Raw genomic sequence first — 14,361 nt, forward strand, 5'->3', positions numbered from 1 at the left:
TAAAACAAAAAAGCTATCTACAATTTCTTGCGATAGCTTTTTATTTTATTTCGATATGATTGGATCAACAAAGATTAGAATCCACCCATATTTTGCATGATACTAAATGTAAAGTTTTGTTTCCATGTACTGCTTGGTAAGCCCGGGATAGGGTCGAATGCATGGCCGTAATCTATTCCTAGCATACCGAAGATAGGTAAGAAGATACGGGCACCAACACCTGCAGAACGACGTACTTTAAATGGATTGTATTCTGTGAACTTGTTCCAGGTATTTGCCGCTTCAGCGAAAGCCAATACGTACACTGTTGCCTGATCATTTAACATCACCGGGTGACGTAATTCCATTTGATATTTCGTATAGATTGGACTACCTGAATTTCGTGCCACATTCACATTTTGTGTTCCTTCAGGAATGATTACACCATTTGCATAACCACGTAATGCGACAATTTCAGATCCTTGTAGGTAATCAAACCCTTGCATACCATCCCCACCTACTTTGAAACGCTCGAAAGTCGATATTTCAGTTTTGTTGGAGTATTTACCCAAGAAACCAAATTGAGCTTGTGCTTTGAAAACAAGTTTACCAACGATTTTTGCGTACCATTGCGAGTCAAATTTCCATTTGTGGTATTCTGTCCAACGGTAACGTTCCTGAGCCGAACCATTTTTATAATCAATGTTGTTGAACAATGAATATGGAGGCGTCAATTGCACCGAGAATTTGATGTTTGAACCTGAAGTAGGATAGATAGGAGCATCGATCGAATTACGGCTAAACTCTTGCGTCAAGTTGATGTTATAGGCTGTACCATTATCAAATAGGAAGTAATTTCCATAGTTCTGAAGCTTATAACGTTGGAATGACAAGGATGTATTTGCCTGGAACCAGTTGTCTGGCCATTGTAAGCGTTTACCTAATGTTGCGGTAATACCAGTCATCCAAATACGGTTCAACTCGGAATCCTTAACAATTTGCTCGCCGGTATAGTAGTTAAATCCACCATATGATGAACTCGAGGTATAGGCGCTCAAACCAAAATAAATTGGTTTTTTACCACCCAACCAAGGCTCGGAGAAAGAGAAACTATACGATTGATAACGTTTACCCGAAGTTTGACCACGGACACTCAACTTCTGTCCATCTCCACGTGGTAGCGGTTTCCAGGAACTTTTGTCAAAGAAATTGCTGGTAGAGAAGTTGTTAAATGTTAAACCCAACGTTCCGATGATCTGACCGGCACCATAACCACCCGAAAGCTCGACCTGATCCGAAGGTTTTTCAGTAACATTATAAACAATGTCCACTGTACCATCCGCATAATTTAAATTTGTCGGTACTGGGTTTGTTTTTTGTTCATCAAAATTTCCCAACTGCGCAATTTCACGCACACTGCGCATAATTTGTTCTTTTGAGAATTTTTGACCAGGTTTTGTATAAATAGAACGTAATACAACACGGTCGTTGGTTACATCATTACCTTTAACAATAACGTTATTGATGGTATATTGAGCACCTTCATATACACGTAAATTCAAATCGATTGTATCGTTGTAAATACGCGTTTGTTCAGGGTCTACTGAGAACGTAAGATAACCATCGTTCATATAGATTGAAGAGATGTCATCCGCATTTCGGCCACCACCTAACAATTTGGCATTTAACTTTTCTTCAGAAAAGACATCACCACGTTTGACACCTAAAATTTTATTCAGCAAGGTGTCAGAATATTTGGCATTACCTGTCCAAACAATATTACCTACATAATATTTAGGACCTTCATAGATGTCAAAGTTAACCAACACATTTTTTTCACCCTCGCGAATAACCGTATCTTTCAAGAGCGTCGCATCACGATAGCCTTTGGCGGCCATTTTCTTGATTAGGTTTTCTTTACCTTCTTTGTATTTTTCTTCCTTGAATTTTCCAGGACCGAAAATACGGTACCACATTTTTTGCTTGATTGGCTTGGCCATTTTTCTCAACTCTTGCTGAGAAAAATGTTCATTCCCTGTAAAAGTCATTTTTTTGACTCTTACCTTATGTTTCTTATCCACATCGGCAATAAGTATTTCATTATTAGCCTGTGCTGAGTCTTTCACCGTTTTTAGGGTGATCTCCGGATATAAAAAAGCTTTTTCTTTTAAGAACCGTTGGATTGTAGCACGTGTGGTGTTCATCAAGTTTTCGTTGACAATCTTACCGGTGTTGCTATTTAAACGTTTGCGAACTTCTTCGGTCTGGCTTTTACTTAGACCATTGATATCAATACGAGTTAAACGAGGACGTTCTACTACACGGATGGTCAAAAATATATTTTCACCTTCAATTTTATCTGCCCATAATTCGACATCATCAAAGAGGCCTTGAGCCATCATATCCTTCACTACTTTTGCAGTCGCCTCACTTGGAACTTCCAAATATTGACCTACTGACAATTTAGAGATCGTAATTAATACATTTTTATCTAAAAATTGTGTTCCAGTTATATCAATAGCACTAATTACATAGTTTTTAGGATTGAGATAGCTGATTTTTTCTGGGTCATTTAAATTAAACGCACCTTTGTCTTGTCCGTAGACAAGCTGCATTGATGAGAGGCCAAAAAATAGTATTACGGGTAGTATACGCTTCATTTATCTATAATTATTGGCGCTAAAGTACACCAATCGTTTGTTAATTTTTGTTAATTAAGAAAATTTAACCAGCTTGCTTTTTTTCAAATCAGTGGTCAAATTTAATAAAATCTTTATAACTGTTCACTTGTTTTTCCAAACCTTCTTTCGCGTTGCTGATAATCGACGATGGATTTAAATAAATCTTCTTTCGTAAACTCAGGCCACATCTTATCTAGGAAGCATAATTCTGAATAGGCAATTTGCCAAAGTAGGAAGTTGCTTATTCTCAATTCTCCGCTGGTACGTATCAGGAGGTCAGGATCGGGTAGGTTTTGTGTATAAAGATTTGCAGCGAATAACTCATCGTTAATTTCGTCTGCATTGAGTTTTCCGTCTTTTACTTGTTGGGCTAGATTTCGAGCGGCGTCCACAATTTCTTGTCGGGAGCTGTAGCTCAAAGCTAATGTCAATGTACAGTGTGTATTTTCTTTCGTTGCTTCAATGGTCTCCTGCAGCTTTCTTTGTGCATTTGAGGGTAATTTGGTGATATCACCAATGACATTCAAGCGGACGCCATTCTCCTGAAAAGTTTTGATTTCTTTTTTAAGGGAACTAACCAATAGTTCCATCAGTGCCATCACTTCAAGTTTAGGTCTATTCCAGTTTTCTGCAGAAAAAGCATAAAGTGTCAGAAATTTAATATTGGCTTTTACACATCCTTCTAATGCTTCTCGTACTGCTTTTACACCATTTTGATGCCCAAATACACGAAGTTTCCCCTTCTGTTTTGCCCAACGACCATTGCCATCCATGATGATGGCTATATGCTGTGGCAATTTAATAGTATCTATCTGATCTAAAAAACTCATTTTTGCTGTTTTCAATAAAATTAACACCTTAGCCATAAATGCTATTTTGGCGTTTTAAAACCTATTTTTGGTTTCCTGTATTGCTATCAATGATTATTGTTTGTTTAACGTACTTTTCATTGATTAATTATTGCACCTGGATTTCTATTATGGATATTCTTATTCCGTCTTCCTTTATTTCTTCCAAATATCGATTTTTAATTGGAAATTCAGAAGTACAATATGTAGAAAGATTGTTTGAAACATCTTCATCTAGCAGATTATCTCCTTTCCTTCATGCAAAGCGAGGCTGTGCGAAGCTACTGATAGCCTAATAGTTTCTGACATCGATGCCCCAAAGTAATTTTTCACGCAGCGTGCTGAAAAAGCTTTCATGGGGGAGTCTAATGAGATTAATAGTAAATGGAGCCTGTTTAATAGTTAATTTTACAGATGTATCAATGGACTCGTTTTTGGAATCACAGCTAAGGATGTATTGATTGCTTCGACTCTCTATTTCCAATTCAAGGGTAAACTGATTCGAGATGACAATGGGTCTCACATTGAGGTTGTGCGGAGAGATGGGGGTAATGACAAAATTGCCACTTTCCGGCATAATAATAGGTCCGCCGCAACTCAATGAATAGGCTGTGGATCCGGTAGGTGTAGCGATAATTAGTCCATCAGCCCAGTATGAATTCAGTAGTTCGCCATTGATGCGTGCATTGACGGTAATCATGGCCGAGCTGTCATACCGAAATACGGTAATATCATTGAGCGCATAGTGATTGCCTTGAAACAAATTAACCTGTTCAGATTCAACAGAGAGCAATACGCGCTTCTGTATCGTAAAACGCTGGTTCAGTATATCGTCGATGGCATCCTCAAAATCATTTTTATTGATGGAAGCTAAAAAACCGAGGCGTCCAAAGTTTATCCCTGCAATTGGAATTCCAGAGTCTTTAATCAGGGAAACAGCAGATAACATGGTTCCATCTCCGCCCAGACTTAACATAATGTCAATATGGTCTTTGATTTCTTGATAGGTATTGTATGTTGAGAAGTTAAAGGCGCATTCAAATTGTGATATCAGAAATTCATGAAATGGATCATAGACCCAGATCTCAATATTTTTATCGACAAGATATTCAAATAAGTGTTTCACATGTGGTATAACAGAGGGTTGAAACTCTCTTCCATATATTGCGATTCTCATATTGTTTTCAATTTATGGGGCAAAGATGAGAAAAAACTAATCCTAATCAAATGTTAATATAATTCATAAGCTGCTGATAACGGTCGGCAGTGTCGTCAAATGCAGCTATGGTATTATGGGTTTCAAGAATTAAATAGTTGTGTCTTAGGAATGAATTCAGTAATGCATTGATGTTTGACTTGTCAACTTTAATGGTAACTTCAATGTTGTCACTTTCCAAATTTATTTTGGTCGCACAATTGAGGATTCTGCAATTGTCACTTTCAACAAGGTGCGCAATCTGTGAAAGTGAAAAATCATGTAGGCCAATTGCCAAAACAATAATAGCCCCAGATTCATTTTGCGATTGAATTGAACTTATTGCCTTTAATATATCTAATTGCGTTGACACACCAATATATTTGTTGTCTTGATCTAAAACAGGAATGATTGTACTATTATACACCGTTATCATCACCAATGCATCGTAGGGGTGTTGATTGAACTTCAGCTGTATGGGGGCTGTATTTATTTTTATGGAAGAAAGAGGAGCATCTTCATCTTCCGCATCCAATAAGATGGTTTCATTAACCAGGCCAATATACTCATCTCCATTTAAAACGACTAATTCTTTACAAAGCATATCCTGAAGCTTTTCGAGCGCCTGTTGTATTGAATCAGCATTTTGGATGCTGAAATCTGCGTTTGAAAGAAATTGACCTATTAGCATATCCAAACTTAATAAAAAAACTATGTGAAAAGAAATTTTACGGGGTGAGATTTCTACCTAATTCTTTGAGCTACTGTAGCGCTTCAGACACGATCTATAAGGAACACATTACATAATTGCAAATAAGTACAATTTTAAAGTTTAAAATTGTACTTTTATTACCATTCTGTTATTATTTTTGTCAGCGAATTGAGAAAGGCCTGAATAGGGCCCATGGTAAAGATATAGTATTTCTAATCGGAAAAATAGGATTGATGATCACAAGCGAGAATAAGAAATTTATTGATATACGTGAAGTTATTCACAAAAAGAATGCGGGGCTTGCTAAATGGATTCCGTCTTTTTTACTAAATTATTTAAAAAGGACAATTCATGAAGATGAGATAAACGATATTATGACGCGCTTTGCGGATCTTCAGGGACTGGATTTTGTCGATGCCTTGATCAATGATCTGGATGTCAAAGTCAATTTGTATGGCGCAGAAAATATTCCGGTATCTGATCCTGTGATTTTTGCGTCTAATCATCCTTTAGGTGGATTGGATGGTATCGCATTCATGCATGCTATTGGCAAGTACAGACGTGATGTGAAATTTTTGGTTAACGATATCCTTCTCAATATAGGCAATTTGAGACCTTTGTTTGTCGGAGTAAACAAGCTTGGCGGGCAGGGGAAGCAAGCTATTTCCGCTATTGAAGAGGCTTATGGTGCCGATGACGCGCTACTGGTATTTCCTGCAGGTTTGGTTTCCAGAAAACAAAACGATGGCCGTATAGAAGACCTAGAATGGAAGAAAAGTTTTATTAGCAAAGCAAAAAAATATAAAAAAGATATCATTCCGGTCTTGATAGACGGTAAAAACTCTAAGTTTTTTTATAATTTTGCAAGGCTTAGACAGAAATTAGGTCTTAAGGTAAACATTGAAATGTTATATTTACCTGATGAAATGTTTGCCCAACGCGGACATACCGTCAATATTATAGTAGGAAAAAGAATCCCTTATACAGCGTTTGATCAATCAAAAAACGAAAAAACTTGGGCTGAGGAAGTGAAAAGAAGGGTTTATGGATTGGCTCAAGAAAAATAGAATTTATGCAAGAAATTATACCTCCAGTTGATAGAGAATTATTGAAGACCGAATTGAATAAAGAGGTCTTTTTAAGATATACCAACAATGGAAATAACGAGATATATTTAATCAACTATCATAATTCGCCAAATGTCATGCGGGAAATTGGGCGTTTGCGGGAGTTGACTTTTCGTGGAGCAGGCGGAGGTACAGGACTTTCAATTGATATCGATGAAAATGATACATGCGAAGATTGTTACGATCAGCTGATCGCATGGAATCCCGAAGATGAAGAAGTGGTTGCCGGCTACCGTGTCATCAAATGTGCTGACGCTGGAGAGGTAAACGGTGTGCCCAATTTATCAACAGCACATTATTTTCAGTTTTCCGATTTGTTCTCAAAAGAATATTTACCCTATACCATAGAATTGGGGCGCTCTTTTGTTCAACCGAAGTATCAACCCGCAATAGACAATCGAAAAGGAATTTTTTCACTGGATAATCTATGGGATGGCTTAGGAGCCTTGGTAATGCTTAATCCGGAAATTAGATACCTCTTTGGTAAGGTGACCATGTATCCGCATTACAATAAAGATGCCCGGGATATGCTGCTTTATTTTATGGATTATTATTTCCCGGACCATGATAACTTAGTGCTTCCTCTTCCGGAGTTAGAAATAAAGAACGATTACGATCGTTTTATTGGTATTTTTGACGGATTGGATTATAAGGAAGGGTATAAGGTGTTAAACAGTCATGTAAGGGCATTGGGAGAGAATATCCCGCCGTTGATCAATACCTATATGAACCTGTCGCCTACCATGAAATCTTTTGGTACGGCGCGTAATAATGAATTTGGTACAGTGGAGGAAAAAGGTATTTTAATTGTAATCGATGATGTGTATCCGGTGAAGAAGGAACGTCATATGAATACGTTTGAGCGGGATCGTGAATACGGTCACAGAAAGCCCAAACGCGGATAATAAACTAAAAGGGGGATTCAAAAATTGAATCCCCCTTTATTTTGTGAGTACAGCGACCTTGATTAGGCCGGTTTTATACAGGTATAAAGTGCAAAGGCTAAAATAGCACCCAAGATAGGTCCTAGGATTGGAATCCAGGCATAAGACCAGTCTGAGCTTCCTTTTCCTTTGATCGGCCACAGGGCATGAAATAAGCGCGGTCCAAAATCCCGGGCAGGATTGATGGCATATCCCGTAGTTCCACCTAGCGAGAGGCCGATGGCCCACACTAGAAATGCAACGGGGATAGCACCAAGAGAGCCCATGCCAATAGGAGCTGTTTTTCCGTCGATGGTAACATCTTGACCTGTTATGAAGAAAATAACAAAAATCAAAACAAAGGTTCCAATAATTTCACTTGCCAGATTTGTTGACGTATTTCGAATGTTGGGTATCGTAGCGAATACACCAAGTTTGGTGGTTGGGTCTGCCGTTGCATCGAAATGGTCTTTGTGCATGATGTAGGTTAACATGGCGCCACAGAAACCACCGGCAATTTGTGCGAGAATATAGCCGGGCACTTCCATCCAAGGAAGACCATGATTAAGAGCGACGGCAATGGTTACCGCAGGATTGAGATGGGCTCCGGTATAGGGGCCAGCAAATACAACACCGACATAGACTGCAAGTGCCCATGCGGTGGTGATTACAATCCATCCTCCATTTTCTCCCTTTGTTCCTTTTAAGATAACGTTGGCCACAACCCCGTTGCCTAAAAGAAGGAGAAGGGTTGTGCCGATAAATTCTGCTAAATAATGGTTCATGCTTGTTGGTTAGTTTTCGGTCCAGTACTGTAATGCTTTGACCCCCTTGGTCCAGAGCTTAATGATCTTTTTTGTTTGCTCTTCTTGCTCTGCTTCAGGTTCAAATATACGATCCTGTGCCCAAAACTTTGATATCTCATCCTCATTTTTCCAGAATCCCACGGCCAGTCCTGCGAGGTATGCTGCCCCCAACGCTGTAGTTTCTGTAATTTTAGGGCGTACAACCTTGCTGTTAAGTACATTGGCTTGAATCTGCATGAGTAGATTATTTGCCGTTGCACCGCCGTCTACACGTAGTTCTTTGATCGGTATGCCACTATCAGCTTCCATTGCTTGCAGTACATCACGTGTCTGGAGGGAGATTGCCTCTAGTGAGGCACGTGCTATATGCCCATTGGTTGTTGCACGCGTCAGTCCAAATAGCGTCCCTTGTGCACGAGCATTCCAGTATGGCGCTCCCAGTCCAGCAAAGGTAGGGATGAATGTGACACCGCCATTATCTTTTTCTGTAAGAGCTAATTGCTCTACGTCCGCCGATTTGTAGATGATGTTGAGATTGTCGCGTAGCCATTGGACCAATGCGCCACCGATAAAGATGCTTCCCTCCAAGGCATATTCTGTTTTCCCGTTAATTTTCCAGGCAACAGTTGTTAAAAGATTGTTCTTTGAACGGATTGGTTTATCACCGATGTTCATTAACATAAAACATCCGGTGCCGTACGTGTTTTTGACCATTCCCTTTTCAATACATTGCTGTCCGAAAAGTGCTGCCTGCTGGTCGCCGGCAATTCCTGCTATCTTGACTTTATGTGCAAAAATGGTTGTCCGGGATTCCCCATATACTGCACTGCTTTCTTTTACTTCGGGCAGCATGGCAGCGGGGATGTCAAATAATTCTAATAGCTCTTTGTCCCATTCCATACTATGGATGTTAAAGAGTAGGGTGCGGGAAGCGTTTGTTACATCCGTGATGTGAGCGTCGCCACGAGTGAGGTTCCAGACGAGCCAAGTATCTATGGTTCCACAGATTAATTCCCCGTTTTGTGCTTTTTCCCGGGCACCCGCGACGTTATCCAGAATCCATTTTATTTTGGTTGCAGAAAAATAAGGATCTAATATCAGGCCTGTTTTTTCCTGGATCAGCTCATGTTTTCCGGAGTTACGTAACTCGTCGCAATAATCTGCTGTGCGTTTATCTTGCCATACAATGGCATTGTAGATGGGTTTTCCTGTTTCTTTGTCCCAAACAACCACAGTTTCGCGTTGATTGGTAATACCAATGGCGGCAATATTTTTGCCGTTTAATCCTGCCTTTGTAGTTGCTTCTGCTGTGACACCTGCCTGCGTTGACCAGATTTCATGTGGATCATGTTCGACCCATCCTGGCTGTGGGAATATTTGTGTAAATTCCTTCTGGGCAATGGAGACTATATTTCTGTCCTTATCAAAAATTATAGCTCTGGAGCTGGTGGTGCCTTGATCCATTGCCAAGATGTATTGTTGTTCCATAATTGAGTAATTGAGTATTGCTGGTTATTTTTTGTATTACTTTAAGATATAATTTTTTGCAACTTTTTGAAAATGCGCTATTTGATCATTTTGCCAGTCTTGATCTTTTTCCAGCTCCTGTGCGAGTATTTTTGCGACTTCAGGAGCAGCTTCAATTGCAGCTTTTGCATCAAGAAATAGCATCCGTACCCGACGGGATAGGACATCTTCCACAGTCCTGGAAAGTTCATTGCGTGCTGCCCAAACAACTTCAGCCTTTTTGAATTCAAGATGTGCTATTAATTTTTCGTTCCATTCGGGATTTTCCTGAGCCAATGCGTTGATCGCTTCTTGGTCGGCGCCATAAATATACATATGATTGCTTCTGTCTGATGTCGGAATGGCGCTATAAATCTTTTGAGTGGCAGACCGACTTTCTTTTTGTGGTAAACAACCAATTTTTATCGCTTTGTCGATGGTATCTTGGCCCATTCGACGGAATGTTGTCCACTTTCCGCCAGTTAAAGTAAGTAATTTGGAGTCGCTGACGATAACCTTGTGGCTTCGTGAAATCTCTTTGGTTTTGTTGGAGTTACCTGTAGGGGCTGCCAGTGGACGGAGACCGGCGAATACGGCCAATGCATCTGCTCTTGTTGGTTGTTTTGTCAGGTAGCGTCCCGCAGTTTTTAGAATAAAATCGATCTCCTGCTCCAAAGCTACCGGTTCAAGGCTATGTTCGTCTATCGGTGTATCTGTTGTTCCTACAATGACTCGATTGTGCCATGGTACCAGGAAAAGGACCCGTCCATCATCCGTTTTTGGAATCATAATGGCATCGTCGCCTGGGAGAAACGACTTGTCAAATACCAGGTGAACCCCTTGGCTGGGGCGTACCATTTGTTTTGCTTCCGGTCTGTCCATTTTTAGGATGTCATCGACAAATATTCCTGTAGCATTGATAACAGCCTTCCCTTGTATGGTGAAAACTTCACCCGTTTCGGTATCATTAGCGATGACACCATTTATTCGTCCATCGCTGTCTTTGGTGAGATTATTGACTCTTACGTAATTTAGCGCGACGCCGCCCATTTGAATACAGGTTTGCGCAACGTTGAGCGCAAGTCTTGAGTCGTCAAATTGTCCGTCTTGATAAACCACGCCACCATATAACCCTTTAGGTCGCACAGTGCTTATGCGATTAAGCGTTTCTTCTTTGTTGATATGAATGGATTTTCCCAAACTTAATTTACCTGCCAGCAGGTCATATATTTTCATTCCAATGGTATAGAATGGGCCGTCGAACCAGCTGTAGTTGGGGATGATAAAGGATTGATTTTTGACAAGGTGTGGGGCGTTTTTTTGAAGTAGACCTCTTTCGTGAAGTGCTTCTTTAACCAGGGAGATGTCGCCCTGAGCCAAGTAGCGTACACCGCCGTGAACAAGCTTCGTTGCTTTGCTTGAAGTGCCTTTTGCAAAATCAACCTGCTCCAGCAAAATTGTTTTGAATCCTCGGCTTAAGGCATCTAATGCAACACCTAATCCGCTGGCACCGCCACCTATGACGATAACATCCCATGCGCTCGTCTCTCTTATTTTTTCTATCAGTTTTGACCTTTTGAATTCTTGGTGTTTCATTTTGTTTCGTTTTGGCCTGTTGTGGTGAATCTTCTATATGGGTATTTCAACTTCTTTTATACTAAGTTATGCTATATTTGTTGAATTTTAAAGGAAATTAAATAATATTTATGTTAAGGTAAGGTGTTTGTTTTTGTTTTGTTTTGTTTTTATTTCTGCAAAAGGAAGTCTTTCTGGTTTTTACCAGTGACAGGATATGGCGTATAAACAGGTTACTTTTTTTACTTCTCCCCAATGGAATTGTCTTTAATAATGACTGTATTCTGATCGCCTAAGCTCATGTGTGTATGACTTAATCGCGTTTTTATGAATCCGCTGAAATGTGGTCCATTGTGATCTTGGGTGTTTTTTTTCATGGTCAATAGCTATATAATGTTTAACCATTATGTGCTGCTTATGTTTTGGTTTGGGAAAATGATTTTGTAATTTTAGATCACTATTTAATTTATTTATGATGAGAAATATAAGATTATTACTGTGTGGAGCTATCGTGTTTTTTGGGACGGTACTCGTACAGTCCAAAGCGTTCTCACAGCAGATTGCTACAGCTCAGGATGTTTCAAAGCCTTACAATCCAGACGCTAATGCACAGAGTGATATTGATCAACTATTGGTTCAGGCAAAGAAAGAAAAGAAAAATATCATCATCCAGGCTGGTGGGAATTGGTGTGTCTGGTGTTTAAGGTTTAATGATTATATCCATAAAACGGCAAGTGTCGACAAGTTGTTAAAGAGTCATTTCCTCTATTATCACCTCAATTATTCAAAAGAGAATAAAAATGAGGCTGTGTTTCAAAAGTATGCTCCTGAAGGGAATAAACTAGGTTATCCATTTTTTATTGTTTTGGATAGAAATGGAAAAACATTGCATGTACAGGAGAGTGGCAGCCTGGAAAAAGGGAAGGGCTATGATGAAGAAAAAGTGCTTAATTTCTTTAAAGCTTGGGTCGCAAAATAAAAATTAACGACTATCATATTGCTATTCTGCACTAAATTAACAGTAGTGCGTAAATAAAACAAAAGCCCCTTTTAAGGGGCTTTTGTTTTGATGTAATAAATTGGAAGATCGGATAAGGGGTTACTCCCGTAAAACTTAGCATTTCTTTGTACAGCAAGTCGGGAAAGATTGGTGATCAGCATACTAAATTATCCGAATTTCCGCATAGGCTTAATCGGAATTAACAGGCACTTTGTACGTATTCATCCGAATGAGGTCCCTATGAAGTCCCTATTAGGTACGGATAAAGTCCGTGTTATTTTTAAATTTAATTCAAGGCTTACCTTTGTTGTTTCCAGTGATGGATGTCGGGTTGTGTCTGTGATTTTCGTTTTCGAATTTGATTTAACCCGGATTGTCAGTCATGGGATAGGCTGAAAATAAAAAGGTCTCGTTCCTAAGATCGAGACCTTTTATATGGGCTTAAAACCAATCTTTTTCTACAAGGATATTTTAATCCCGCAGTTAAAAAGGGTCTTGCTGCTGTAGAATATCTTATTGATAGCCTAATAATTTCATGACTTGTTTGGAGTTTTGCTCCTCACCAAACACCTCGTAGTTGAATGTTTCATCTCTATTGCGGCGAACAAGCACATGTTTAGGTGAAGGAAGTAAGCAGTGGTGGATTCCTCCATATCCGCTTAATACATCTTGATATGCTCCTGTATGAAAGAAGCCCAAGTATTGTACCTTACGGGTCTTCGGCATAAATACCGAGTTCATGTGCGCCTCCTGATTGTAGTAATCCTGTCCATCGCATGTGATTCCACCTAAATTGACGCGTTCATATTCTGAATCCCAGTTATTGATCGGCAATAGAATATATTTTTGGTTCAATGCCCATACATCCGGTAAATTTGTAATGAATGAACCGTCAATCATAAACCAACGTTCGCGATCGTTTTGTTGCTTGCGTCCCAAAACTTTATAGAGAATACCTGATGCTTCAGCAACAGTATATTTGCCAAATTCAGTAATAATATCTGGTTCCATTACTTCATGGTGCGCACAGATTTGTTTGATACGATTGACAATCTCATTGACCATATACTCGTAATCAAAGTCGTGTACCAGTGAATCCTTAAATGGCATCCCACCACCGATATCTAGGGTATCTAAATCCGGATTTACCTTCTTGAATTTACAATATAAAGTAACGTATTTCTCTAATTCGTTCCAGTAATACGGGGTGTCCGAGATGCCTGAATTAATGAAAAAGTGAAGTAACTTTACTTTAAAGTTTGGATTGTCTGCGATCTTGTTGTTATAGAATTCAACAACGTCTTCTTGGCGAATTCCCAGGCGAGATGTATAGAACTGAGAATCTGGTTGTTCTTCAGAAGCAACGCGGATACCTAAAGCACAGGGCTCATCCAGTTCGATTTCATCATCGTAAAGGTTAAACTCCTCTTTGTTATCCAATACAGGTATAATGTTGGTGTATCCATCATGGATCATGTCAATAATATACTGTTTGTACTGATAGGTTTTGAATCCATTACAGATGACTGTAATGTCTTTTGTTACTGTTCCCTGTCTTTCCAATGAATCAATCATCGGCATGTCAAATGCAGATGAAGTTTCTAAGTGGATATCATTTTTCAAGGCTTCCTCTACGATGTGCTTGAAATGGGATGATTTGGTACAATAACAATATTTGTAAGATCCACGATAATTATGTTTCAGAATTGCGGTCTGAAAGAGGATTTTCGCTTGCTGAATTTTTTTGCTGACGATAGGCAAATAGGTAAAACGTAACGGTGTACCGTACGTTTCTATCATTTCCATTAAATTCAAATCGTGGAAATACAATTCGTCGTCGATGATTTCGAATCCGTCTTGCGGAAAACCAACACTTAAGTCAAGAAATTCCTGATAGCTCTGCATTTTTTATTATTTTTGCAAAGATATACTTTAATGGTGAATACCTAAATAAGGAATGTTATTTATTTCCGATTCACTATCAGGAAGTTGTAAAAATTACAAAATCA

At 39.2% G+C, this 14,361-nt stretch carries 12 protein-coding genes; 3 read left to right on the forward strand and 9 right to left on the reverse strand.

The genetic code is table 11. From position 1 onward, the window contains the following. Positions 1-74: 74 nt before the first annotated feature. The 4 genes from bamA to A9970_RS00295 form a co-directional block, all read right to left on the reverse strand. Positions 75-2,639, reverse strand: a complete 2,565-nt coding sequence (bamA, locus tag A9970_RS00280) for an outer membrane protein assembly factor BamA (RefSeq protein ID WP_182980917.1) — start codon at positions 2,637-2,639, stop codon at positions 75-77. A 113-nt stretch (positions 2,640-2,752) separates the two neighbouring features. Further along, a complete protein-coding gene (locus A9970_RS00285) occupies positions 2,753-3,490 on the reverse strand; it encodes an isoprenyl transferase (protein ID WP_153846191.1) in 738 nt (245 codons plus the stop codon). A 310-nt stretch (positions 3,491-3,800) separates the two neighbouring features. Next, entirely contained in the window at positions 3,801-4,685 is an 885-nt protein-coding gene (locus A9970_RS00290) for an NAD kinase (protein WP_153846142.1), read from the reverse strand. A gap of 46 nt (positions 4,686-4,731) precedes the next feature. Then, entirely contained in the window at positions 4,732-5,394 is a 663-nt protein-coding gene (locus tag A9970_RS00295; RefSeq protein WP_153846143.1) for a CBS domain-containing protein, read from the reverse strand. A 254-nt stretch (positions 5,395-5,648) separates the two neighbouring features. Between A9970_RS00295 and A9970_RS00300 the strand changes: the two genes are divergently transcribed. Further along, the gene (locus A9970_RS00300; protein WP_153846144.1) at positions 5,649-6,482 is read left to right on the forward strand and encodes a 1-acyl-sn-glycerol-3-phosphate acyltransferase; all 834 of its coding nucleotides are present in this window, start codon (positions 5,649-5,651) and stop codon (positions 6,480-6,482) included. A 5-nt stretch (positions 6,483-6,487) separates the two neighbouring features. Beyond that, positions 6,488-7,447 carry a GNAT family N-acetyltransferase gene (locus A9970_RS00305; RefSeq protein WP_153846145.1) on the forward strand — a complete coding sequence of 320 codons (960 nt, stop codon included), beginning with the start codon at positions 6,488-6,490 and terminating at the stop codon, positions 7,445-7,447. Between the two features lie 62 nt (positions 7,448-7,509). Here A9970_RS00305 and A9970_RS00310 read toward each other — a convergent pair whose 3' ends face one another. From A9970_RS00310 to A9970_RS28575, 4 genes are all read right to left on the reverse strand, one after another. Beyond that, a complete protein-coding gene (locus A9970_RS00310) occupies positions 7,510-8,250 on the reverse strand; it encodes an MIP/aquaporin family protein (protein ID WP_115047842.1) in 741 nt (246 codons plus the stop codon). 9 nt (positions 8,251-8,259) lie between these two features. Further along, entirely contained in the window at positions 8,260-9,759 is a 1,500-nt protein-coding gene (gene glpK / locus A9970_RS00315; protein ID WP_153846146.1) for a glycerol kinase GlpK, read from the reverse strand. 36 nt (positions 9,760-9,795) lie between these two features. Further along, positions 9,796-11,373 (reverse strand): glycerol-3-phosphate dehydrogenase/oxidase, encoded by a 1,578-nt coding sequence (locus tag A9970_RS00320; protein ID WP_182980918.1) that lies wholly within the window; start codon positions 11,371-11,373, stop codon positions 9,796-9,798. A gap of 221 nt (positions 11,374-11,594) precedes the next feature. After that, positions 11,595-11,729: a hypothetical protein gene (locus tag A9970_RS28575; RefSeq protein ID WP_259655299.1), complete on the reverse strand. Its 135-nt coding sequence runs from the start codon at positions 11,727-11,729 to the stop codon at positions 11,595-11,597. 95 nt (positions 11,730-11,824) lie between these two features. Between A9970_RS28575 and A9970_RS00325 the strand changes: the two genes are divergently transcribed. Then, on the forward strand, positions 11,825-12,331 hold the full coding sequence (locus A9970_RS00325) for a thioredoxin family protein (RefSeq protein WP_227550184.1): 507 nt from the start codon (positions 11,825-11,827) through the stop codon (positions 12,329-12,331). Positions 12,332-12,865: 534 nt separating this feature from the next. Here A9970_RS00325 and A9970_RS00330 read toward each other — a convergent pair. Beyond that, complete coding sequence (locus A9970_RS00330; RefSeq protein ID WP_153846148.1) at positions 12,866-14,257, reverse strand: arginine decarboxylase; 1,392 nt, start codon at positions 14,255-14,257, stop codon at positions 12,866-12,868. Positions 14,258-14,361: the final 104 nt, after the last annotated feature.

This window comes from Sphingobacterium sp. UME9 (genome assembly GCF_014170215.1).
GTDB lineage: Bacteria > Bacteroidota > Bacteroidia > Sphingobacteriales > Sphingobacteriaceae > Sphingobacterium > Sphingobacterium paramultivorum.